Origin of the sequence: Pseudomonas sp. PDM03, assembly GCF_014852385.1 — a bacterium.
GTDB classification, from domain to species: Bacteria; Pseudomonadota; Gammaproteobacteria; order Pseudomonadales; family Pseudomonadaceae; genus Aquipseudomonas; species Aquipseudomonas migulae.
On sequence record NZ_JACVBM010000003.1, the window covers coordinates 343,080 to 365,809 of the forward strand.

The 22,730-nt window shown below is 58.6% G+C and carries 20 protein-coding genes; 6 read left to right on the top strand and 14 right to left on the bottom strand.

Translation table 11 applies throughout. From position 1 onward, the window contains the following. Nucleotides 1-37: 37 nt before the first annotated feature. Complete coding sequence (locus IB254_RS08370; RefSeq protein ID WP_192416993.1) at nt 38-1,096, bottom strand: DUF2066 domain-containing protein; 1,059 nt, start codon at nt 1,094-1,096, stop codon at nt 38-40. Between the two features lie 385 nt (nt 1,097-1,481). On the opposite strand from IB254_RS08370, the gene purM reads away from it, so the two are divergent. From purM to IB254_RS08395, 5 genes are all read left to right on the top strand, one after another. Next, complete coding sequence (gene purM, locus IB254_RS08375) at nt 1,482-2,540, top strand: phosphoribosylformylglycinamidine cyclo-ligase (protein ID WP_008033526.1); 1,059 nt, start codon at nt 1,482-1,484, stop codon at nt 2,538-2,540. Next, the gene (purN, locus tag IB254_RS08380) at nt 2,540-3,190 is read left to right on the top strand and encodes a phosphoribosylglycinamide formyltransferase (RefSeq protein ID WP_008039219.1); all 651 of its coding nucleotides are present in this window, start codon (nt 2,540-2,542) and stop codon (nt 3,188-3,190) included. The genes purM and purN overlap by 1 nt, the downstream gene beginning before the upstream one ends. Before the next feature lie 8 nt (nt 3,191-3,198). Beyond that, nucleotides 3,199-3,912: a DUF3108 domain-containing protein gene (locus tag IB254_RS08385; protein WP_008039220.1), complete on the top strand. Its 714-nt coding sequence runs from the start codon at nt 3,199-3,201 to the stop codon at nt 3,910-3,912. 1,171 nt (nt 3,913-5,083) lie between these two features. Next, nucleotides 5,084-5,500, top strand: a complete 417-nt coding sequence (locus tag IB254_RS08390) for an OsmC family protein (protein ID WP_192416994.1) — start codon at nt 5,084-5,086, stop codon at nt 5,498-5,500. A gap of 61 nt (nt 5,501-5,561) precedes the next feature. Then, on the top strand, nt 5,562-6,422 hold the full coding sequence (locus IB254_RS08395) for a pirin family protein (RefSeq protein ID WP_192416995.1): 861 nt from the start codon (nt 5,562-5,564) through the stop codon (nt 6,420-6,422). 231 nt (nt 6,423-6,653) lie between these two features. Here the strand turns inward: IB254_RS08395 and htpG are convergent, their stop codons facing one another. From htpG to IB254_RS08410, 3 genes are all read right to left on the bottom strand, one after another. Then, complete coding sequence (htpG, locus tag IB254_RS08400) at nt 6,654-8,558, bottom strand: molecular chaperone HtpG (protein WP_192416996.1); 1,905 nt, start codon at nt 8,556-8,558, stop codon at nt 6,654-6,656. A gap of 81 nt (nt 8,559-8,639) precedes the next feature. Beyond that, entirely contained in the window at nt 8,640-9,092 is a 453-nt protein-coding gene (locus tag IB254_RS08405) for a PaaI family thioesterase (RefSeq protein WP_008039225.1), read from the bottom strand. Further along, the gene (locus IB254_RS08410) at nt 9,089-9,565 is read right to left on the bottom strand and encodes a PaaI family thioesterase (RefSeq protein ID WP_008032683.1); all 477 of its coding nucleotides are present in this window, start codon (nt 9,563-9,565) and stop codon (nt 9,089-9,091) included. The genes IB254_RS08405 and IB254_RS08410 overlap by 4 nt, the downstream gene beginning before the upstream one ends. 158 nt (nt 9,566-9,723) lie before the next feature. Here IB254_RS08410 and IB254_RS08415 point away from each other — a divergent pair, with 158 nt between their 5' ends. After that, entirely contained in the window at nt 9,724-9,957 is a 234-nt protein-coding gene (locus IB254_RS08415) for a hypothetical protein (RefSeq protein ID WP_008039236.1), read from the top strand. A 76-nt stretch (nt 9,958-10,033) separates the two neighbouring features. On the opposite strand, the gene IB254_RS08420 is transcribed toward IB254_RS08415, so the two are convergent. The 10 genes from IB254_RS08420 to IB254_RS08465 form a co-directional block, all read right to left on the bottom strand. Further along, a complete protein-coding gene (locus IB254_RS08420) occupies nt 10,034-10,657 on the bottom strand; it encodes a hypothetical protein (RefSeq protein WP_225602285.1) in 624 nt (207 codons plus the stop codon). Nucleotides 10,658-10,698: 41 nt separating this feature from the next. Continuing rightward, on the bottom strand, nt 10,699-11,487 hold the full coding sequence (locus IB254_RS08425) for a hypothetical protein (protein WP_192416998.1): 789 nt from the start codon (nt 11,485-11,487) through the stop codon (nt 10,699-10,701). 159 nt (nt 11,488-11,646) lie between these two features. Then, the gene (locus tag IB254_RS08430) at nt 11,647-12,048 is read right to left on the bottom strand and encodes an MAPEG family protein (RefSeq protein WP_008032677.1); all 402 of its coding nucleotides are present in this window, start codon (nt 12,046-12,048) and stop codon (nt 11,647-11,649) included. Beyond that, on the bottom strand, nt 12,048-12,785 hold the full coding sequence (locus IB254_RS08435) for a DUF599 domain-containing protein (protein WP_192416999.1): 738 nt from the start codon (nt 12,783-12,785) through the stop codon (nt 12,048-12,050). The genes IB254_RS08430 and IB254_RS08435 overlap by 1 nt, the downstream gene beginning before the upstream one ends. A 278-nt stretch (nt 12,786-13,063) precedes the next feature. Beyond that, complete coding sequence (brnQ, locus tag IB254_RS08440; protein ID WP_192417000.1) at nt 13,064-14,377, bottom strand: branched-chain amino acid transport system II carrier protein; 1,314 nt, start codon at nt 14,375-14,377, stop codon at nt 13,064-13,066. A 409-nt stretch (nt 14,378-14,786) separates the two neighbouring features. Beyond that, entirely contained in the window at nt 14,787-15,668 is an 882-nt protein-coding gene (sucD, locus tag IB254_RS08445; RefSeq protein WP_008032672.1) for a succinate--CoA ligase subunit alpha, read from the bottom strand. Then, entirely contained in the window at nt 15,668-16,834 is a 1,167-nt protein-coding gene (gene sucC / locus IB254_RS08450) for an ADP-forming succinate--CoA ligase subunit beta (protein WP_007898980.1), read from the bottom strand. The genes sucD and sucC overlap by 1 nt, the downstream gene beginning before the upstream one ends. Nucleotides 16,835-17,030: 196 nt before the next feature. Next, nucleotides 17,031-18,467: a dihydrolipoyl dehydrogenase gene (gene lpdA, locus IB254_RS08455; RefSeq protein WP_192417001.1), complete on the bottom strand. Its 1,437-nt coding sequence runs from the start codon at nt 18,465-18,467 to the stop codon at nt 17,031-17,033. A 108-nt stretch (nt 18,468-18,575) separates the two neighbouring features. Then, complete coding sequence (gene odhB, locus IB254_RS08460; RefSeq protein ID WP_192226099.1) at nt 18,576-19,799, bottom strand: 2-oxoglutarate dehydrogenase complex dihydrolipoyllysine-residue succinyltransferase; 1,224 nt, start codon at nt 19,797-19,799, stop codon at nt 18,576-18,578. A gap of 42 nt (nt 19,800-19,841) precedes the next feature. Further along, nucleotides 19,842-22,673, bottom strand: coding sequence for a 2-oxoglutarate dehydrogenase E1 component (locus IB254_RS08465; RefSeq protein ID WP_008032666.1), 2,832 nt, complete (start codon nt 22,671-22,673; stop codon nt 19,842-19,844). Between the last annotated feature and the right edge of the window lie 57 nt (nt 22,674-22,730).

The window sequence follows — 22,730 nt, forward strand, 5'->3', positions numbered from 1 at the left end:
TACCACTCCATATGCATCTATATAAAGAAAGAAAACCTTACCAACGGAAACGCAGTTGCGGCACCGGTGCAGGCGTTGGCGCAACAGCGGGCGCCGCTCCCTGGACCACCGGCTGGACAGGCGCCGTCGGAGCCGGTGCCTCACCCGCCGGAACCTCCTGCAACTTCGCCAGCGACAACTGCGAGCGCAACTGCTCGGCGCTGCCATTGACCCGGTAGAGAATACGGTTACCGTCAACACTTTGCAGACGCGCGCCGAACGGCTCAAGCAAACGCCCGAGCGTTGCATAGTGCTCCAGGTTCATGCCTTGCACTTCCAGCAGTTGCTCACCCGAAGCACCTGGCTTGACCACAAACCGTGGCGCCAGACGCTGACTGACCGCCAGCAGCACCGCGTCAGCCACAGCGGCCTGATCCGCGCCCTGCACGCTGCCCGCCTCCTTCTGATCGCCCAGCCACAAATGCCATTTGGCCTGCCACTGACCGCCCTCTTCCCGGGCATGCACGGCCAGCAGGGCATCGGCGTTGTAACGCTCCGATGCACCGCGCAGTGGCGCTGCATCCGTACCTTCCAGATTCGGTGCAGTGGCGACCAATTGTTCACTCAAGTCCGCCAATGGCAGACGCAGCGGCAGACCACGATGTTGTGCGGCACGACGCAGCGGTGCAGCAGCGGCCTGGCCATCACCGACCAGGCTCGAACCTTCGGCGGAATCATTCAACCACCAACTGAGGATCGACGGCCGGTTCGCCCCCCACAGCGACAGCCCGGCACGGCGCAACGCCTGTTCGGTGGAGGCCGGGTCGAAATCGACTTTCAGCACTTCCGGCGGGCCGGCGTCGAAGCCGTACTGACTGATGATCTGCTGCGGGTCCTTGCGGACGGCCGCCAACCCCGGACTTTGCGCCGCCCTGGGGTCGCCGGTCAGGCGCAATACCAGCGTGTCGAGCGCACGCTGGGTGGCTTGATCGCGCTCTTCAGGCGCCTGACTGGTGACTGGCTCGCGCACCTGATAAAGGCCTTTTACGGTTTCAGCATGACTCGCCAGGCTGACCAGGGACAAACAACCCACAAACAATGATCTGAAAAAACGCATGGAGGATTCCTGACGACAAGAGCGGCTGGAACTGACCGCATGAAGACAATCGAGCAAGGCTGTGACCATCGCCCGACGCAAAACATTCACACGTCCCGGTTAAGTTTTTCGCACTGCCATAACGATAGACGGTTAATCGCGATACCTTATACAGCCAAGCGGGAGGTGACCAACACGGGCAATCACGGTTTTTTTGTATCGATATGCCCCTGCTGTCGGCCTGAGGATGGCCGCTGCCCCTCAAGCCTGATAAAATCGCGCGCCTTCGCAGACCGGCAACAGCCGGGCAGTGTCGGAATAGCGCGCATGGCACTCGCCTTCGTCTGTTCCGACAGTCCCACTGGACCCGGTCGTTACCCCTGAATCCCCCCTAAAGGCCTGGATCATGAGCAAGCAACCCTCCCTGAGCTACAAGGACGCCGGTGTAGACATCGACGCCGGTGAAGCATTGGTCGAACGCATCAAGAGCGTCGCCAAGCGCACTGCGCGCCCGGAAGTCATGGGCGGCCTGGGCGGTTTCGGCGCCCTCTGCGAAATCCCGGCCGGCTACAAGCAGCCTGTGCTGGTTTCCGGCACCGACGGCGTCGGCACCAAGTTGCGCCTGGCGCTGAACCTGAACAAACACGACAGCATCGGCATCGACCTGGTCGCCATGTGCGTGAACGACCTGGTGGTCTGCGGCGCCGAGCCGTTGTTCTTCCTCGACTACTACGCCACCGGCAAACTCAACGTCGAAACCGCGACCCAGGTCGTGACCGGTATCGGCGCAGGCTGCGAACTGTCCGGCTGCTCCCTGGTCGGCGGCGAAACCGCTGAAATGCCTGGCATGTACGAAGGCGAAGACTACGACCTGGCCGGTTTCTGCGTCGGCGTCGTGGAAAAATCCGAAATCATCGACGGTTCGAAAGTCGCTGCCGGCGATGCCCTGCTCGCCCTGCCGTCTTCCGGCCCGCACTCCAACGGCTACTCGCTGATCCGCAAGATCATCGAAGTGTCGGGTGCCGACATCGAAAACATCCAGCTCGACGGCAAACCGCTGACCGACCTACTGATGGCCCCGACCCGCATCTACGTGAAGCCGCTGTTGAAGCTGATCAAGGAAACCGGCGCGGTCAAAGCCATGGCCCACATCACCGGTGGCGGCCTGCTGGACAACATCCCGCGTGTACTGCCAAAAGGCGCTCAAGCGGTGGTTGACGTGGCGAGCTGGAACCGCCCTGCCGTGTTCGACTGGCTGCAAGAGAAAGGCAACGTCGACGAAAACGAAATGCACCGCGTACTGAACTGCGGCGTCGGCATGGTGATCTGCGTGGCTCAAGAGCACGTTGAAACCGCGCTGAACGTACTGCGTGAAGCTGGCGAGCAGCCTTGGGTCATCGGTCAGATCGCCACCGCTGCCGAAGGCGCGGCCCAGGTAGAACTAAAGAACCTCAAGGCTCATTAATGTCCGTCACCTGTGATGTGGTGGTGCTGTTGTCCGGCACCGGCAGTAACTTGCAGGCCTTGATCGACAGCACGCGGACCGGCGACAGCCCGGTCCGCATCGCTGCGGTGATTTCCAACCGCGCCGACGCCTACGGCCTGCAACGCGCCAGGGACGCGGGTATCGACACCCGCTCCCTGGATCACAAGGCTTTCGAAGGCCGCGAAGCCTTCGATGCCGCGCTGATCGAACTGATCGACGCTTTCAATCCCAAACTCGTGGTCCTGGCCGGTTTCATGCGCATCCTCAGCGCTGACTTCGTGCGCCACTACGCGGGTCGCCTGCTCAACATCCATCCCTCGCTGCTGCCCAAATACAAAGGGTTACACACTCATCAGCGCGCGCTGGAGGCCGGCGATACTGAACACGGCTGTTCCGTGCACTTTGTCACCGAGGAACTCGATGGCGGACCACTGGTCGTACAGGCAGTAATACCGGTAGAGTTGCACGATTCGCCGCAGAGTCTGGCGCAGCGAGTTCATACCCAGGAACACCTGATCTACCCGATGGCCGTACGCTGGTTTGCAGAAGGTCGCTTATCACTCGGTGAACAAGGTGCTTTACTGGATGGCAAGTTACTCGCGGCCAGTGGCCACTTGATTCGAACCTAGGAGATTTTATGCGTCGCGCCCTGCTCTTCGCTTGCGCTCTGCTTGCCCTGCCTTTCGCGCAGGCTGCGGAACTTCAACCCTTCTCCGCCAGCTACACCGCCGACTGGAAGCAGCTGCCCATGAGCGGCACCGCCGAGCGCAGCCTGACCAAGGAAGCCAACGGCGTCTGGAAGCTCAGCTTCAAGGCATCGATGATGATTGCCAGCCTGACCGAAGAAAGCACCCTGACCCTGGACAAGGACACCCTGCTGCCACAGTCCTACCACTTTGAACGCGGTGGCCTGGGCAAAGCCAAGAAGGCTGACCTGGATTTCGACTGGACCACCAAAATGGTCACCGGCACCGATCGCGGCGACGCGGTCAAGATCCCGCTCAACCGCGGCATGGTCGACAAATCCACTTACCAGTTGGCCCTGCAGCATGACGTGGCCGCCGGCAAGAAAAGCATGAGCTATCAGGTGGTCGATGATGGTGAAGTCGATACTTATGACTTCCGTGTGCTGGGTTCGGAAAAAGTCGACACCAAGGCTGGCCAGATCGACGCGATCAAGGTCGAGCGCGTGCGCGACCCGACACAAAGCAAGCGCATCACCGTGCTGTGGTTCGCCAAGGATTGGGATTACCTGCTGGTTCGCCTGCAACAGGTCGAGACCGACGGCAAGGAGTACAACATCATGCTCCTGGACGGCAAGGTCAACGGCAAGGCTGTCAAAGGCAGCTGATCCGCAGTGATACGAAAAAGCCCCGCCAATGCGGGGCTTTTTTTTTGCCTTGAAAAAGTAGCGGCTCAAACCTTTAGGAGCGAGACCGGTTTGCCGGCGAAGGCTGCGTGTCAGGCTATGAGGTTTTGGTGGCGTACATATCCATTCCTGCGGTTACGGCTGCCATTGGTTTCGCTTTTACAGCGAGTCACTTGGAGAAGCGCCAAGTAACCAAACGCTCTTGCCCCTTTCGTTCGGTGCCTCGCCGTGGCTCGGCATACCCTCGCTCCGGTCCTGCTCCGTGGGCCTGCCGCCATCGGCCATCCATGGCCGGGGGCGGCTAACCCGGCATCCATGCCGGGTTGCCCACTGCGCAGAACCTCCACTCGGCCTCTCGAGGGGGCGTGTACCTCAAGATCAAAAGCTGAAGGCGAGCTAACGCTCGGCCTGATGAGTGGTGAAAATCAAAAGCGCACGCGATTCCCTGTAGGAGCCGGCTTGCTGGCGAAAAGCGTCTGGGCAACGCGTTCATTCAGACACCCCGCGTCATCGTTGACGTCCATCGCCAGCAAGCTGGCTCCTACAATTTTGAATCGTGTGAACCCAATCCCGTGTAGGAGCCGGCTTGCTGGCGATAGCGGTGTGTCTATCGACAAATTTATTGACTGGGCGGACGCCATCGCCAGCAAGCCGGCTCCTACAGGGGATTGGTGTACATATCCGGAATGAGGGAACGCGTACGCAAAATGAGCCAGGTCGGCTTTCAGGCCGCCTCGGCGGCTGTGGCGGTAGTCGCCCCCTCGAGAGGCCGAGCGCAGGTTCTGCGCAGTGGGCAACCCGGCATGGATGCCGGGTTAGCCGCCCCCGACCATGGATGGCCGATGGCGGCGGGCCCACGGAGCAGGACCGGAGCGAGGGCATGGCGAGCATTAGCGAGCCACCGAACGAAAGGGGCAAGAGCGCTTGGTTACTTGGCGCTTCTGCAAGTGACTCGCTGTAAGAGCGAAACCAATATCAGCCATTACCGCAGAAACGGATATGTACACCCTCCCCCCCCCTGACACGCAGCCTTCGCACCGAAGCAAGAACCAGGGCTACGAAGGCAAGAAAGTGGAACGCGTCAAAGAAGGAATGCTCTATACCTTCAAGGTCTTTTTTGATCGAATGACTTTTCCTACTGCCGAGGTTTCCCATGACAGTCACCGTCAATACCGTTTCCGCCGAAGGCTTCCGCCACAGCGTACAAATCGATGACCACGAACTCTTCGCCGATGTGCCGACATCGTCCGGTGGCGATGGCTCGGCGCCTGAGCCGCACGACTACTTCGATGCAGCGCTGGGCGCTTGCAAGGCCCTGACCCTGAAGCTCTACGCGAAGAAGAAAGGCATCCCGCTGACCGGTGTTGGCGTGGAGGTCAAGCGCGACAACAGCCAGGAGCAAAAAGGCAAATACACCCTGCACGTCAAACTGACCCTCAAGGGCGTGCTCACCGACGCCCAGCGCGATGAGTTGCACCGCGTGGCCGACCGCTGCCCAGTCCACAAGCTGATGACCACCAGCGAAGTCAGCATCGAAACCCACCTCTCCGAAGGCGCGTTCAGCCAATAGCGGCAAGGCTCGGGCAAGCGGGTTATGCTCCACGCGTCACCCGCTCAGCCTGGAATGCACCATGAACACTCCGCTCGTGATTCGCCCCCGCGCCGAAGATGTCGAAGGCCAACCGATTCTTCGCCCGTTGCCATCAGCCAAATGCCGCAGCGTCGGGCCTTTTGTGTTTTTCGACCACATGCTGGAAACCCGCTATCCAGCAGGCAAAGGCATGAACATCCGTCAGCACCCGCACATCGGCCTGTCGACCCTTACCTACTTGTTCGAAGGAAAAATCCAGCACAAGGACAGCCTCGGTTCCGATCAGGTGGTGGAGGCCGGCGACGTCAGCTGGATGACCGCTGGCAGTGCCATTGCCCATGTCGAGCGCACGCCCGAAGCCCTGAAGGCCAGCGGTTTCACGATGCACGGCTTGCAGATCTGGCTGGCATCGCCCAAGGATCACGAGCAAGGCCCAGGGCACTACAGCCATCACCCCGCAGCCACGTTGCCGGTCAGCGATAACCTTGGCGTGAAGATCCGGATGATCGCCGGGTCAGGCTTTTGCCTGGAATCGCCAGTGCCGGTGCTTTCTCCTACGCTGTACGCGGAACTGAACCTGCAGACAGCAACCACGCTGCTGATTCCCACCGAGCATGAAGAACGGGCGCTGTACGTGTTGAGCGGTGAGGCGCAGCTCGATGGCGAGCCGATAGAGCCGTACTCGCTAGTGGTGCTGCCGGCCGGGGAAGAAATGACGCTGTTTGCCGAGAGCGACTGTCATGCGGTGTTGTTTGGCGGCGCGCCGCTGGATGGACCGCGACGGATCAACTGGAATTTTGTGGCGAGCGATCCGGCGGCTATCGACGAAGCGCGGCGACGCTGGGCGGCCGGGGATTGGCCGACGGTGCCGGGGGAAGTTGAGCGTATTGAGCTGCCTTGAGATTTGTGGCGTTATTGCCGCCGCCATCGCGAGCAGGCTCACTCCTACAGTAGACCGAGTGCAATCACTGTTCCCACATTGGAATGCGGTCTACTGTAGGAGCCGGCTTGCTGGCGATGGCGGCGTCGAAATCGCCATCGCCAGCAAGCCGGCTCCTACAGGATCGGGTTCACAGCCAAAAAATTTCAGGTCATAAAAAAACCCGCCGAAGCGGGTTTTTTTACAACGTCGTTAAACCGACAGTTCAACCAGCAGCTTGTTGAGACGGCGCACATACGCGGCCGGGTCTTTCAAGCTGTCGCCGGCCGCCAGGGCCGCCTGATCGAAGAGAATGTGCGACAGGTCGCCGAAGCGCTCGTCGCTCTGCTCGTTGTCGAGCTTCTCGATCAGCGGGTGCGCCGGGTTGAATTCGAAGATCGGCTTCGAATCCGGAACCTTCTGACCGCTGGCTTCCAGGATCTGACGCATTTGCAGGCCCAGGTCCTGCTCGCCGATGGCCAGAATCGCCGGGGAATCGGTCAGACGATGGGAAACCCGTACTTCAGCCACGGATTCGCCCAGCGCAGTTTTCAGACGCTCAACCAGACCTTCTTTGGACTTGGCGACTTCTTCCGCGGCTTTCTTGTCTTCTTCCGAATCCAGGTTGCCCAGGTCGAGATCACCGCGCGCCACGTCGACAAAGCTCTTGCCGTCGAAGTCGTTGAGGTAGCTCATCAGCCACTCGTCGATGCGGTCGGTCAGCAGCAGCACTTCGATGCCTTTCTTGCGGAAGACTTCCAGGTGCGGGCTGTTTTTGACTTGCGCGTAGGTTTCGCCGGTCAGGTAGTAAATCTTGTCCTGACCTTCCTTGGCGCGAGCCAGGTAGTCGGCCAGACCCACAACCTGCTCGCCTTCTTCGCCCTGAGTGGACGCAAAACGCAGCAGGCCAGCGATTTTCTCTTTGTTGGCGAAGTCTTCTGCCGGGCCTTCTTTCATGACCTGACCGAAGTTCTTCCAGAAGCCTTTGTATTGCTCAGGCTCGTTCTTCGCCAGTTTTTCCAGCATGTCCAGCACGCGCTTGGTCAGCGCCGACTTCATGGAGTCGATGATCGGGTCTTTCTGCAGGATTTCCCGCGACACGTTCAGCGACAGGTCATTGGAATCGACCACGCCCTTGATGAAGCGCAGGTACAGCGGCAGGAACGAATCGGCCTGGTCCATGACGAACACACGCTGCACGTACAGCTTCAGGCCTTTCGGCGCTTCGCGCTGGTACAGGTCGAACGGAGCGCGGGTCGGCACGTAGAGCAGCGAGGTGTATTCGAGCTTGCCTTCGACCTTGTTGTGGCTCCAGCTCAGCGGGTTCTCGAAATCGTGAGCGATGTGCTTGTAGAACTCCTGGTATTCCTCGTCCTTGATTTCGGTACGAGGACGGGTCCACAGGGCGCTGGCGCGGTTGACGGTTTCCCACTCAACAGCTGGCTTCTCTTCGCCTTCTGCGGCTGCCACTTCTTTCGGCAACTCGATCGGCAAAGCGATGTGGTCGGAGTACTTCTTGATGATGTTGCGCAGACGCCAGCCATCGGCGAACTCGTCTTCACCGGACTTCAGGTGCAGGACGATGCGAGTACCACGATCGGCTTTCTCGACGGTGGCAACTTCGAAATTACCTTCGCCCTTCGACGACCAGTGCACGCCTTCGCTGGCAGCAGCACCGGCACGACGGCTGAACACGTCGACTTTGTCGGCGACGATGAAGGCAGAGTAGAAACCCACGCCGAACTGACCGATCAGGTGCGAATCCTTTTTCTGATCGCCCGTCAGGTGTTTCATGAAATCGGCGGTGCCGGATTTGGCGATGGTGCCCAGGTGGGTGATCGCATCTTCACGGCTCATGCCGATGCCGTTGTCTTCGAGGGTGACGGTTTTAGCGTCCTTGTCGAAGCTCACACGGATTTTCAGTTCGGCGCCACCTTCCAGCAACTCAGGCTTGGACAGGGCTTCGAAACGTAATTTGTCGACAGCGTCAGAGGCGTTCGAGATCAATTCGCGAAGGAAGATTTCCTTGTTGGAATACAGCGAATGGATCATGAGGTGCAGCAGCTGCTTCACCTCGGTCTGGAAGCCCAGGGTTTCCTTTTGAGTTTCCACACTCATGGTCATCAAACTCCAATCAGATGGCAGTGGCCGCGACCTAGAGAGTCGGCGGCGGGTTGTCATCAAAGTTGGGGGCTCGGATCAGGATTTCAAGGGCTCATCGATTTTGAAGTGGGCGCGGGCCGTGGCGATGGGTTCGGATTCGGTGCTTTGCCAGGCGGTCACTGCCACGTTTGCGACACGCCGCCCCTGACGGCACACCTGGCAGCGCGCCCACGTATCGCGAAACTGTCCGGCGCGCAGGTAGTCGAGGGAAAAATCGATGATCTTCGGCACACCCGGTGAACCGGTAAAAATCAGCAGGTGCAAGGCGGCGGACAGCTCCATGAACCCGGCAATGACACCGCCGTGAATCGCCGGCAGTAAAGGGTTACCAATGTTGTCCTTGTTCGCCGGCAGGCGAAACAGCAGGTCATCCCCCACCCGCGAACACTCAACACCGATCAGTTTGGCGTAGGGAATCAGATGCAGCAGCGAGGCATAGTCGCCCTGCTCATGGGCCTGTTGTAGTTGTTCCTTGAAGTTGTCGGTCATTTCGCACCTCCGGCGATGGCGCCACCAAACCCTTTGGTGCCTTTGACGCCCTTGCCCATGCGCATGAACGTGCCGACGACATGGGCGATGGGCTGCTCGGGATCGTCCTGATAAGCAAAGCCACGGGCGAAGATCACGTCGGTAGTGACCCGGTAGCACTGGGCAAAACCATAGACGTCCTTATGCGGTTCGGCGGCATGCATGTAGTCGATGCGCAGGTCGAGGGTCGGGCAGACTTCGAATTCGGGCAGCACGCAGAGTGTGGCCATGCCGCACGCGGTGTCCATCAGGGAGGTCAATGCCCCGCCATGGATCACGCCGGTTTGCGGATTGCCGACAATTTGCGGGCTGTACGGCAGGATGACCGTCAACCCATCACTGCTGGCGCTGTGAACGCGCAAACCAAGTACCTGGCAATGCCTGAGCGCCGAAAGGAATCGCGTCGCGCGCTCAAAAACGGGGTTTTCGGCCATGTGGTAAACACTCTTCTTAGTACTCGGAGATTGTATTAGGTGTATTCGTAAAAGTTCCCGTAGGAATAATCTTATATATCTGAACGAATTGAGGAACTTAACCCTGATATCCACGCTCGAAAGGCCAGATAGATATTTTCCATAAGGAGAAACACCCCATGCGTAAGACTTTAGCTATTGCCTTGATGTTGACCGCTTCCCTCGGTCTCGCTGCCTGCGATAAAAAATCCGAGGACAAAGCTCAAGAAGCCGACAAACATGCTGAGCAAGCTCAACAAGACATGAGCAAAGCTCAGGATAAAGTGAACGACGCTGCGAAAGAAAACGCCGAAGCTGCCAAAGCTCAGGCTGAATCGGATGCAGCTGCAGCAAAAGAAGCACCTAAAAACTAAAACAGTTTTTAGCGTGATAAAGAAAACCCGCCAAGTGCGGGTTTTCTTTTGCCTGTCATTTACCATTAGAGCAACTTTATCCGCCGCTAGTTGGCGGCGGCTGAAAGGCACAATCACCGGAATAGCCCGGCCGACCATCACACACTTTCAAACAGCCCGTCTCGTTTTTAAACCGTGCACTGACGGATAGCGCATAACCGTATTCCGGCGTTATCACGCTCAATGTCGATGCGCAGGACGTCTGCGTATTGAAGTGAAAGGTGATGATTTCATGCCGTTCACGACGCTGAAACAACAACGCGAAGGTGTTGCCGCTATTCCACATGGATTTGCGCGGCACCACGAAACGATAGTGCTGTTCGTCCAGTCGCTGACCAAACACCTTGAACTCGCTACGCCCGGTCTCGATCTTGGGCACCGGATAGGGAATCGGTAGCACGTAGGGCAGCCCGGTCAGGCCCGTGCTGGCATCCAGGCCTTTCTGGAAATAAGGAACCTCGATATGAGGGAAACCGCTGTAAGTGATGCGGTCATCGGCATAAAACTGCCGTTGGGATGGCTTGTAATCCGGGGGAACCGCAAACTCGACGTCAAACGTCAGCAACGCCTGGCTTGCGTCCAGATTTTCGGACAAGAACTCCCTGTTGCTCGCGCCATTGTCACTGACGCAGCCCCCAAGCGACACCGCGATACTGATCAACAGCAAGACTCCACAACCCACTGGTGAATTTTTCATCAGGCTTAGCGCTCGGAAAGAGGCAATGCGGGACCCAGGCCACGACCGACCAGCTCCCAGGTGCCGTTTTTGGCCTTCCAGTGGAAGCGCTTGGCGAACCAGGCAATAGTCATATCCCTGTCCAGACGGTGGTTGTCCATGCTTGGCACGCCATCCTTGTGTGCTTGAACCGCCTGGACGTATGCGGCCTTGGAAATGTCGGCCAATTCACCGACGTTGGCATCGGCCGGTAGCTGATAGGCAGCGTCGAGGCCGTCCTCACGTCCGGCCACCAATATTTGTCTGGATGTCAGGTACGCCGCCAGCCGATTATCCGGGGACACTGACATCAGTGTCCCCCAAGGCCCGTATTCCTTGGCCTTGAACCTGGTGTCGAACCACAGCACCTCGCCAGTGTGGGTATCCAGCGCACGGCCGGACTCGGCGAACAGCAAAACCTCCTCACGCCCTGGTTGCGGTACGCCCCAGTCAGGAAACTTCTTATCTTTGAGCGGGCTTAATATACGCGCCAAGGGCGCACCATTTTGCACACCAATGAGCAGCGTACCGACACCGTCGTAGCCCGAAGTGACTACCAAGAGCATCGGTTGACCTTCGCTCAACGCCTTGATCGGCCGCACACCGTTGACTTCCCGGGCGCCGAGGGGCCAGTAGCCCTGCGAACGAAACACGATGGAATACTGCGTCCCGGGGCCATAAAAACTTTCTTTATTGGGACCAATCAGGAAATCGCCGAAGCGCTTGGCCTCGGGCACGACGAATGGCGAGGCCTGCGCTAACGCACTCCCTGCCATTAGAGCCCATATCCACCAGCCGAGTCGGCGGTGTGGAGGCTGACACGTTTGAAATCCGTTCAAGAACTGCCTTCCATGAGAAACCGAAGCCGGATGTTACATCGTCATCCAGCTGACGCCCACTGATCTAAATACCCCGCAAAGTGATCGGTTCCTTCGTTATAACAACAGTGTTCTGAACGTCGGGCTGATCATCAGCAACAGCGAGCACACCAAACCGACAAACCAGACCAAACTGCGCTGCCAGGCAAGATCCCCCCAATAGCACAACAAATAGATAATGCGCGCGATTACGAAGATGATCGCCAGCGAGTCGATCAGCCACCCCGCCGTTTGCGTGGTGTGCGCCATCAACACCCCCACGGCAAACAATATAAACGCCTCAAAACAGTTCTGATGAGCTGCCACTGCGCGGGCGCCAAACCCTGTGAGTTGTGCCTGTTGCTGGCGCGGCAGATGATTGTCGTAACCGCCCTGCTCTTTCATGGCCCTGGCCACCGGCATGCGGGCCACATAGATCAGCAAGGCACTGATAAACACACACCAGAACGGAATACTCATCAAGCGGCCTCTCGGTTCGCCTCGGGCAATGGCGCCTCTGTAGGGGTATAGACCATCACGTCGAGAACGTCGGAATGAAACTCCCGGCGATACAGCACCAGCACCACGCCAGCGCTCATCAGCATGAACAACCAGGGGCTGACGAACCACGCCAACATGGTCATGCCGAAGTAATAGGAACGCAGGCCGAAGTTGAACTGGTTGGCGGCCATGGAGATGACACGCGCCGCCCGTGCGGCAAAGGCTTTACGCTCCAGCTCGGAAACATGCCGCTCGCCGACCATGGGGGCCGACCCCACCAAAATCGCAGCGAAGTTGTACTGACGCATGCACCAGCTGAACGTGAAGAACGCATACACAAACACCAGCGCCAGACACAGCAACTTGATCTCCGACATGCCCTGGGAGGCCTGTTGCACCATCGGGATGTCCGCCAGCAATGACACCGCCCGTTCCGACGCACCGAGCACGGTGAGAATACCGGCCAGGATAATCAGCGTGCTGGAGGCGAAGAACGAAGCGTTGCGCTCCAGATTGCCGATCACACTGGCATCGGCGATGCGGTTGTCTCGCAGCAGCATGCGGCGCATCCAGTCTTCGCGGTACAGGTGCAACACACTGGCCAGGCACGCAGTGTCGCGGCCCTTCCACGTCGCATAACGGGTGTAGCCGCCCCAGCAGATGACAAACCAGATGGCGGCAAGAATGTGGATCAGGTTGGCGTGGATGAACGACATGCAGGTCCTTGTGATATAGAGGCTAAACACCGAAACCTTTGCGGGAGCGAGCCGGCTCCGGGCGGCGTTCCGACGATGACGGATTTACATTCAACACGGATGCTGACTGATCTACCGCTATCGCGAGCAGGCTCGCTCCCACATGGGATTTGCAGTGCTTCGACGTTAGCTGACAAAAAAAGACACTGCCTCACGCGCATAAAAAATGCCCCGTATCTATTGATACGGGGCATTTCCATGTTCGCTCAAGGCTCGCTTATGGCGGGCCGTGATACGCCTTAAGCCAGCGCTTCTTCGCGCTTGCCCAGCATGCGATCGCAAACCACCGCGACCACCAGAGTCATGACCGACGGCACCAGCCACGCGAGGCCTTGTTCGCTCAACGGCAAATGCGCCAATTGCGTCGGCATCCAGTCCGCCAGGCCTGCGCCCTTGAGCGCGTCGATCAGACCGAAGATGAACGACACCAACATCACCGGACCGACGATGCGGCCCTGCTCATGCCAGAAGTCCTTGCAGAAGCTCAGGGCGACCAGCGCGATGCACGGCGGGTAGATCGCGGTGAGGACCGGGATCGAGAACGCGATCAGCTTGGTGAGGCCCAGGTTGGACACCAGCAGGGAGAACGCAGCGAGGATGATGACCAAGGTCTTGTAGGACAGTGGCAGCACACGGCTGAAGTATTCAGCACAGGCACACGTCAGACCGACCGCTGTGACCAGGCAGGCCAACGAAATCAGCACGGCGAGGAAACCACTGCCCAAGGAGCCGAATGTGTGTTGAACGTAGGCGTGCAACACCGCCGCGCCGTTGGTCGCACCGGCGGCCACTTCATGGCTGCCCGAACCGAGGCGAAACAGGCTGACGTACACCAGCGCCAGACCGACGCCGGCAATCAGCCCGGCAATGATCGCGTAACGGGTGATCAGCGCCGGAGAGTCCACGCCACGGGAACGGATGGCGTTGACGATAACGATGCCGAACACCAGCGCGCCCAGGGTATCCATGGTCAGGTAACCATTGATGAAGCCCTGGGAGAATGGCGCCGCGACATACTCGGGCGTCGCCACGCCGATATCACCGGCCGGCAACGCGAACGCGGCAATGCCGAGAGCAGCCAGGGCGATAATCTTCAGCGGTGCGAGGAAACGTCCTACGGTGTCCAGCAAACGACCCGGGTAGAGCGAGATGAAGAACACCAGCAGGAAGTACACCGAGCTATAGAGGAACAGCGCCAGCGGGCTTTCGCCGGTCAGCGGCGCCAGGCCCACTTCGAACGATACGGTCGCGGTGCGCGGCGTCGCGAACAGCGGGCCAACGGCGAGGTAGCACGCAGCGGCCAGCAAGCCACCGGCGACTTTGCCGATCGGGCTGCTCAAGGCATCCATCGCGCCACCGACTTTGGCCAGGGCAACGACAGTGATCACCGGCAGACCGACCGCGGTGATCAGAAAGCCCAGCGCCGCCATCCAGACATGAGGCCCGGACTGCAAACCGACGATAGGCGGGAAGATGATGTTGCCAGCCCCGACGAACAGGGCAAACGTCATAAAACCAAGTGCCAGGATGTCCTGGCCTTTCAACACTTTCATTAAGGAAATACCACACTACTGAATCGGAATTTAGAGAGGGATTTCCCTTATGGGTGAGGGAAATGCTGTCGACCCGTATAGGACCGACCCTTTAGCGCGAAGCTTCCTTGTGGGACGCGGACGCAAAAATGGCGGCTAGCCTAACGAATTTAAGCGACAAACGCACTGTTAGAGGGCGAACTATCCGATCTGCGACATTTTCGTGTCGCGTTTTCATACGTAATGTTCACGGTCTGCGTAGGAGCCGGCTTGCTGGCGATTGGCGGTGTGCCTGATACACCGCGTCGCGGAAATCGTCGGAACGCCGCCCGCAGCAAGCCAGCTCCTACAGATGTTTGATTCATCCAGAAACGACAAAGGCCACCCGAAGGCGGCCTTTGTTTGGTGAAGCGTCAGTTAAGCGCGAGGCTTACTTGACAGCCCAACCAGTCAGCTCGGCCAGGGCCTTGCCGATGTCTGCCAGCGAACGCACGGTTTTAACGCCTGCGTCTTGCAGTGCAGCGAACTTCTCGTCTGCAGTGCCTTTGCCGCCAGAGATGATTGCGCCAGCATGGCCCATGCGCTTGCCCGGAGGAGCAGTCACACCAGCGATGTAGGAAACAACCGGCTTGGTCACGTGTGCCTTGATGTAGGCAGCCGCTTCTTCTTCAGCCGAACCGCCGATCTCGCCGATCATCACGATCGCTTCGGTCTTCGGGTCTTCCTGGAACAGCTTCAGGATGTCGATGAAGTTCGAACCCGGGATCGGGTCACCACCGATGCCGACGCAAGTCGACTGACCGAAACCGGCGTCAGTAGTTTGCTTCACAGCTTCGTAGGTCAGGGTGCCGGAACGGGAAACGATACCGACCTTGCCTGGCAAGTGAATGTGACCTGGCATGATGCCGATCTTGCATTCGCCTGGAGTGATCACGCCTGGGCAGTTAGGGCCGATCAGGGTGATACCCAGCTCGTCGCACTTAACTTTAGCGTCCAGCATGTCCAGGGTAGGAATGCCTTCGGTGATGCAAACGATCAGCTTGATGCCGCCGAATGCTGCTTCCAGGATGGAGTCCTTGCAGAAAGGAGCTGGAACGTAGATCACGCTGGCGGTGGCGCCAGTGGCAGCTACAGCGTCTTTCACGGTGTTGAACACTGGCAGACCCAGGTGCTCGGTGCCGCCTTTACCAGGAGTTACACCACCAACCATCTTGGTGCCGTACTCGATGGCTTGCTGGGTGTGGAAACTACCTTGCGAACCGGTAATACCCTGGCAGATAACTTTGGTGTCTTTATTGATCAGGACGCTCATTATTTGCCCTCCGCAGCTTTAACGACTTGTTGAGCAGCGTCGGTCAGGCTGGTAGCAGCGATGATGTTCAAACCGCTTTCTGCCAGTACTTTAGCGCCCAGCTCAGCGTTGTTGCCTTCAAGGCGAACAACAACCGGGATTTTCACGCCGACTTCTTTCACAGCGCCGATGATGCCTTCGGCAATCATGTCGCAACGAACGATGCCGCCGAAGATGTTGACCAGTACTGCAGCGACGTTAGTGTCGGACAGGATGATCTTGAACGCTTCGGTAACGCGTTCTTTGGTAGCACCGCCGCCCACGTCGAGGAAGTTGGCTGGTTTGCCGCCATGCAGGTTGACGATGTCCATGGTACCCATGGCCAGGCCAGCACCGTTGACCATGCAACCGATGTTGCCTTCCAGCGCTACGTAGTTCAGTTCGAACTTGGCAGCGTGCGCTTCGCGCGGATCGTCTTGCGACGGATCGTGGAAAGTCTTCAGCTTAGGCTGACGGTACATGGCGTTGGCGTCGATGTTGATCTTGGCGTCGAGGCAATGCAGATCGCCGTCAGCCTTGATCACCAGCGGGTTCACTTCCAGCAGAGCCAGGTCGTGATCCTTGAACAGCTTGGCCAGACCTACGAAGATCTTGGCGAACTGAGCAACCTGCTTGCCTTCCAGACCCAGCTGGAATGCCAGCTCGCGACCCTGGAATGGCTGAGCGCCAACCAGTGGATCGATAGTGGCTTTCAGAATTTTTTCTGGAGTGTCGTGAGCGATTTTCTCGATGTCCACGCCACCTTCGGTGGAAGCCATGAACACGATGCGACGGCTCGAACGGTCAACGACAGCGCCCAGGTACAGCTCTTTAGCGATATCAGTGCACGATTCAACCAGGATCTTGGTGACTGGCTGACCATTGGCGTCAGTCTGGTAAGTCACCAGACGCTTGCCCAGCCACTGCTGTGCGAAGGCTTTGGCGTCTTCTTTGCTGCGAACCAGCTTTACGCCGCCCGCTTTACCGCGACCACCAGCGTGGACCTGGGCTTTGACAACCCACTCGGTGCCGCCGATTTTGTCGCAAGCTTCTGCTGCTGCTTCCGGGGTGTCTACCGCATAACCGGTGGAAACTGGCAGGCCGTATTCAGCGAACAGCTGCTTACCCTGATACTCGTGAAGATTCATGCTTATTACCGTCTTCGTTAGGTACTGCGCATTCGGTGCTGCACTTGTTCAAGTGCCGCACCACCTGTGACTGCTGCTTGCGTAGCCTTTCCGGATACCCGGTGCAGCCACGCAAGACTGCGTCCAGCGGATATTCCGCGGTGAGTCTTGCATGCAAGGCTCACGACGGGCCATACCGCCGTGGTTTCTTATTGTCTTAACGCTTCTTGCGGTTGGCGATGTGGATGGCGCCGCCATTCACAGCCAGAGCTGCTTCGTGCAAGGCTTCAGACAGGGTCGGATGGGAGAAAACCATCATGCCCAGGTCTTCAGCGCTGGTGCCGAATTCCATGCCGATCGCGCCCTGCTGAACCAGTTCTGCAGCGCTCGGGCCAATCACGTGGACGCCCAATACGCGGTCAGTCTTGGCATCGGCAATGACTTTCACGAAACCGCCGGTGTCGTTGGCTGCCATGGCACGGCCACTGGCTGCGAACGGGAAGGTGCCAACGTTAACTTCAACGCCTTCAGCCTTCAAGGTCTGCTCGGTTTTGCCGACCCATGCGATTTCCGGGTGAGTATAAATAACCGAAGGGATCAGGTCATAGTTGATTTGCGCTTTGTGGCCCTTGATGCGCTCAACAACCATGATGCCTTCTTCGGACGCCTTGTGCGCCAGCATCATGCCGCGAACCACGTCACCGATCGCGTAAACGCCCGGTACGCTGGTGGCGCACTGGTCGTCAACGAATACGAAACCGCGCTCGTCGATGGTCACACCGCTGTCGGCAGCCAACAGTTCGGTGGTCACTGGACGGCGACCAACGGCAACGATCAGCTTGTCAAAGGTAATGCTCTGTTCGCCGTTGGCGTCGGTGTAGTTCACAACGACTTCGTCGCCGTTCACTTTGGAACCGGTGACGCGAGCGCCCAGCTTGATGTCCAGACCTTGTTTGGTCAGGGTTTTGTAGGCTTCTTTGGAAACGGCGTCGTCAGCAGCCGGCAGGAACTTCTCCAGCGCTTCCAGAACAACCACTTCAGCGCCCAGGCGCGACCATACCGAACCCAGTTCCAGACCGATCACGCCAGCGCCGATAACGCCCAGACGCTTAGGTACGGATTGGAATTCCAGTGCGCCGGTCGAATCGACGATCACTTTCTGGTCAACCGGAGCCGGTGGAATGTCGATCGGACGCGAACCCGAAGCCAGAATCACGTTCTCGGCTTCGATGATTTCAACGCTGCCGTCTGGCTTGGTCAGTTCGACTTTCTTGCCGGCCAGCAGTTTGCCGTGACCTTGCAGGGAAGTGACGCCGTTCGCCTTGAACAGGGTAGCAACGCCAGAGGTCAGGCCTTTGACGATGTTGGCTTTACGGCCAACCATTGCCGACACGTCCATGGTCACGCCAGCGTGATTGATACCGTGGATCGCGAAGCCTTCTTTGGCTTCCTTGTATTTCCAGGAGCTGTCCAGCAGCGCCTTGGATGGAATGCAGCCGACGTTCAGGCAAGTACCGCCGAGGGCCAGTTTGCCTTCGCCGTCAGTGTATTTCTCGATGCAGGCAGTGGAGAGGCCCAGTTGCGCTGCTTTAATGGCAGCCACGTAACCGCCAGGGCCCGCGCCAATCACTACCACGTCGAATTTCTGAGTCATGTGTCATTCCTTCTCGAATCAAACCGGACGGCCCCTTATGGGGACCGTCGTGGGACGAAGCTGGTCATTACAGACGGGCCGCCATCCTGCACGGCCCATGCAACGAAATCAGATATCCAGCAGCAAACGAGCCGGGTCTTCCAGCAGGTTCTTGATGGTAACCAGGAAGGTCACAGCTTCTTTGCCATCGATCAGACGGTGATCGTAGGACAGAGCCAGGTACATCATCGGACGGATTACGACCTGACCGTTGATCGCCATAGGACGCTGCAGAATGTTGTGCATGCCCAGGATGGCCGCTTGCGGCGGGTTGACGATCGGAGTCGACATCATCGAACCGAAGGTACCACCGTTGGTGATGGTGAACGTACCGCCGGTCATTTCGTCCATCGACAGTTTGCCGTCGCGAGCCTTCTTGCCGAAGGTGGCGATGCCGCCTTCGATTTCAGCCAGGCTCATCAGTTCGGCGTTACGCAGAACCGGTACAACCAGGCCGCGGTCGCTGGAAACTGCAACGCCGACGTCAGCGTAGCCGTGGTAAACGATGTCGCCACCGTCGATCGATGCGTTGACAGCCGGGAAGCGTTTCAGCGCTTCGGTGGCAGCCTTGACGAAGAACGACATGAAGCCCAGGCGTACGCCGTTGTGGGACTTCTCGAACAGGTCCTTGTACTTCGAACGCAGGGCCATGACTTCGGTCATGTCGACTTCGTTGAAGGTGGTCAGCATCGCCATGTTCGACTGAGCTTCTACCAGGCGCTTGGCCACGGTAGCGCGAACGCGGGTCATCGGTACGCGCTTCTCGATGCGGTCGCCAGCGGCGAACACAGGAGCAGCGCCAGCAGGAGCGGCAGCCTTGGCAGGCGCGGCAGCCGGAGCGGCTTTCTTGGCAGCAACGGCTGCAACCACGTCTTCCTTGGTCACACGACCGCCTTTGCCGGTGCCGGCAACGGAAGCGATGTTGATGCCGTTTTCTTCAGCCAGCTTGCGAGCAGCCGGTGCAGCAACAGGATCGTCTTCGCCTTCGGCGGCTGGAGCAGCAGCCTGTGCAGCGGCCGGAGCAGCAGCGGCAGCCGGAGCAGCGGCAGCGGCGCCGCCTTCAACGATGGAGCCCAGGACTTCGTCGGACAGAACGGTGTCGCCTTCGTTCTTGACGATAGCGCCCAGCACGCCGTCAGCAGTGGCCAACACTTCCAGCACAACCTTGTCGGTTTCGATATCGACGATCAGGTCGTCACGCTTTACAGCGTCGCCCGGTTGCTTGTGCCAGGTGGCAACGGTGCCATCGGCAACCGATTCCGGGAAAGTGGGGGCTTTGATTTCGATAGCCATTATCTGTGAGTCCTTAAATTCGGTTTCAGGTGCGCGAAGGCGTTAAACAGTAAAGGCGTCTTGCAGCAGTTTTTCCTGCTGCTCAGCGTGCATCGATGCGTAACCGCATGCAGGTGCAGCAGAAGCCTCACGGCCCGCGTACTCAAGTACGAGAGACTTGTTGAGATTGCTGATGCTACGACGCATGTGGTGTTGGCTGCAGTACCACGCACCCTGGTTCATCGGCTCTTCCTGGCACCACACGGCATTTTTGACGTTGGTGTAAGGAGCCAGGACTTCTTTCAAGTCGTCCTCAGGGAATGGGTACAGTTGCTCGATACGCACGATGGCGATGTCATCACGACCTTCGGCACGGCGTTTTTCCAGCAGGTCGTAGTAGACCTTGCCGCTACACAGAACAACGCGCTCGACCTTTTTCGGGTCCAGTGCATCGATTTCCGGGATAACGGTCTGGAACGAACCTTCGGCCAGATCTTCCAGAGTCGAGATGGCCAACTTGTGACGCAGCAGCGACTTCGGAGTCAGAACGATCAATGGCTTGCGCAGCGGGCGAATCACCTGACGACGCAGCAAGTGGTAGATCTGAGCCGGCGTAGTCGGTACGGCTACCTGAATGTTGTGCTCGGCGCACAGTTGCAGGTAACGCTCCAGACGAGCCGACGAGTGCTCCGGACCCTGACCTTCATAACCGTGCGGCAGCAGCATGGTCAGACCGCAGAGACGGCCCCACTTGTGCTCGCCACTGGTGATGAACTGGTCGATAACCACCTGGGCACCGTTGGCGAAGTCGCCGAACTGGGCTTCCCAGATCACCAGCGCTTCAGGCGTGGTGGTCGAATAACCGTACTCGAACGCCAGAACCGCTTCTTCGGACAGGAACGAATCGTACAGGTCGAAACGTGGCTGGCCGTTGTACAGGTTCTGCAACGGGATGTAGGTACCCGCGTCTTTCTGGTTGTGCAAGACAGCGTGACGGTGCGAGAACGTACCGCGACCGATGTCCTGACCCGTCATGCGAATCGGGTGACCTTCGAACGCCAGGGTCGCGTACGCCATGGTTTCGGCGTAACCCCAGTTGATCGGCAGGCCGCCGGCTTGCATCTTCTGACGGTCTTCGTAGATTTTCGAAACCTGGCGCTGAACCACGAAGCCTTCTGGAATTTCCAGCAGCTTGGCGGACAGTTCCTGCAAGGTCTTCAGATCGAAACGCGTGTCGTGACGTGCAGTCCAGGCGTGGCCCAGGTACGGACGCCAGTCCACGAACAACTCTTTGTTCGGCTCTTTGACCAGGCTTTTTACAACATGCAGACCGTTGTCCAGCGCGTTGCGGTATTCGTCGACTTTCGACTGAACACGCTCAACGTCCAGCACACCGCTCTGAGTCAGGCGATCGGCATACAGTTCACGGGTGGTGCGCTGTTTGGTGATCTGCTGGTACATCAGAGGCTGAGTGCCGCTAGGCTCGTCGGCCTCGTTGTGGCCGCGACGACGGTAGCAGACCAGGTCGATCACCACGTCACGCTTGAATTGCATGCGGTAGTCGATGGCCAGCTGGGTCACGAACAACACGGCTTCCGGATCATCACCATTCACATGGAGGATCGGCGCCTGGATCATCTTCGCAACGTCGGTCGCGTACTCGGTGGAACGCGAGTCCAGCGGGTTGCTGATGGTGAAACCGACCTGGTTGTTGATCACGATGTGCACGGTGCCGCCGGTCTTGAAACCGCGGGTCTGCGACATCTGGAAGGTTTCCATCACCACGCCTTGACCGGCGAATGCCGCGTCACCGTGGATGGAGATCGGCAGAACCTTCTCACCGGTAGGGTCGTTACGACGATCCTGACGGGCGCGAACCGAACCTTCGACCACTGGAGATACGATTTCCAGGTGGGACGGGTTGAACGCCATGGCCAGGTGAACTTCACCGCCGGCGGTCATCACGTTGGACGAGAAGCCCTGGTGGTATTTAACGTCACCGGAACCCAGCTCGACCTTCTTCTTGCCTTCGAACTCGTCGAACAGCTCGCGCGGGTTCTTGCCGAAGGTGTTGACCAGCACGTTCAGACGACCACGGTGGGCCATGCCGATCACGATTTCCTTGGTGCCGTAGGAACCGGAACGCTGGATCAGTTCGTCGAGCATCGGAATCAGGCTTTCGCCGCCTTCCAGACCGAAACGCTTGGTGCCCGGGTATTTGGTGCCCAGGTATTTTTCCAGGCCTTCACCGGCAGTGACGCGCTCGAGCAGGTGGCTCTTGATGTCGGCGGAGTACGTCGGACGACCACGCACGCTTTCCAGACGCTGCTGGAACCACTGGCGCTGCTCGGAATCGGTGATATGCGTGAATTCAGCGCCGATGGTGCGGCAATATGTCTGCTGCAACGCTTCGTGAATTTCGCGTAGGCTCGCCTCCTCTTTGCCGATGAACAGGTCGCCGGCACGGAAGGTCGTATCAAGATCGGCATTGGTCAAGCCGTAATGATTGATTGACAGGTCTGCAGGTGCAGGACGCTGCCACAGTCCCAGCGGGTCAAGCTGAGCTGCCTGGTGGCCACGCATACGGTAGGCCTGGATCAATCGCAGCACTTCAACTTGCTTCTTCTCGTGCTCACTGCTCACGCTGCCGGCGGAAACCGGTTGGGCGCGGCGCTGGTTCTTTGCCAGCAAGACGAAATGATCGCGAATTGTGGAGTGCGAAACATCGGTGGCAGAGTTGCCTTCGGTCGGCAACTTCTGAAAGTAGGTGCGCCACTCTTCTGGCACAGCGTTAGGGTCGTGCAGGTAGAGCTCATAAAGCTCTTCCACATAGGCAGCGTTACCTCCGGAAAGGTAGGCGCTGTTCCACATGCGCTGCATCACGCTTTCTTGCATGCTTGGTCACCCTCGGTTAGGGGAACACCATCGGCGTCGACACCGAGCAAACTTGCA

Excerpts from the sequence above, each read along its gene's own strand:
- odhB (WP_192226099.1), bottom strand. The coding sequence starts at position 19,799 with ATGGCTATCGAAATCAAAGCCCCCACTTTCCCGGAATCGGTTGCCGAT.
- brnQ (WP_192417000.1), bottom strand. The coding sequence starts at position 14,377 with ATGAAAGTGTTGAAAGGCCAGGACATCCTGGCACTTGGTTTTATGACG.
- IB254_RS08405 (WP_008039225.1), bottom strand. The coding sequence starts at position 9,092 with ATGACCGACAACTTCAAGGAACAACTACAACAGGCCCATGAGCAGGGC.
- IB254_RS08435 (WP_192416999.1), bottom strand. The coding sequence starts at position 12,785 with ATGTCGTTCATCCACGCCAACCTGATCCACATTCTTGCCGCCATCTGG.
- IB254_RS08465 (WP_008032666.1), bottom strand. The coding sequence starts at position 22,673 with ATGCAAGAAAGCGTGATGCAGCGCATGTGGAACAGCGCCTACCTTTCC.
- htpG (WP_192416996.1), bottom strand. The coding sequence starts at position 8,558 with ATGAGTGTGGAAACTCAAAAGGAAACCCTGGGCTTCCAGACCGAGGTG.
- purM (WP_008033526.1), top strand. The coding sequence starts at position 1,482 with ATGAGCAAGCAACCCTCCCTGAGCTACAAGGACGCCGGTGTAGACATC.
- IB254_RS08385 (WP_008039220.1), top strand. The coding sequence starts at position 3,199 with ATGCGTCGCGCCCTGCTCTTCGCTTGCGCTCTGCTTGCCCTGCCTTTC.
- purN (WP_008039219.1), top strand. The coding sequence starts at position 2,540 with ATGTCCGTCACCTGTGATGTGGTGGTGCTGTTGTCCGGCACCGGCAGT.
- IB254_RS08425 (WP_192416998.1), bottom strand. The coding sequence starts at position 11,487 with ATGGCAGGGAGTGCGTTAGCGCAGGCCTCGCCATTCGTCGTGCCCGAG.
- IB254_RS08415 (WP_008039236.1), top strand. The coding sequence starts at position 9,724 with ATGCGTAAGACTTTAGCTATTGCCTTGATGTTGACCGCTTCCCTCGGT.
- IB254_RS08370 (WP_192416993.1), bottom strand. The coding sequence starts at position 1,096 with ATGCGTTTTTTCAGATCATTGTTTGTGGGTTGTTTGTCCCTGGTCAGC.
- sucD (WP_008032672.1), bottom strand. The coding sequence starts at position 15,668 with ATGAGCGTCCTGATCAATAAAGACACCAAAGTTATCTGCCAGGGTATT.
- IB254_RS08410 (WP_008032683.1), bottom strand. The coding sequence starts at position 9,565 with ATGGCCGAAAACCCCGTTTTTGAGCGCGCGACGCGATTCCTTTCGGCG.
- IB254_RS08395 (WP_192416995.1), top strand. The coding sequence starts at position 5,562 with ATGAACACTCCGCTCGTGATTCGCCCCCGCGCCGAAGATGTCGAAGGC.
- IB254_RS08430 (WP_008032677.1), bottom strand. The coding sequence starts at position 12,048 with ATGAGTATTCCGTTCTGGTGTGTGTTTATCAGTGCCTTGCTGATCTAT.
- sucC (WP_007898980.1), bottom strand. The coding sequence starts at position 16,834 with ATGAATCTTCACGAGTATCAGGGTAAGCAGCTGTTCGCTGAATACGGC.
- IB254_RS08390 (WP_192416994.1), top strand. The coding sequence starts at position 5,084 with ATGACAGTCACCGTCAATACCGTTTCCGCCGAAGGCTTCCGCCACAGC.
- lpdA (WP_192417001.1), bottom strand. The coding sequence starts at position 18,467 with ATGACTCAGAAATTCGACGTGGTAGTGATTGGCGCGGGCCCTGGCGGT.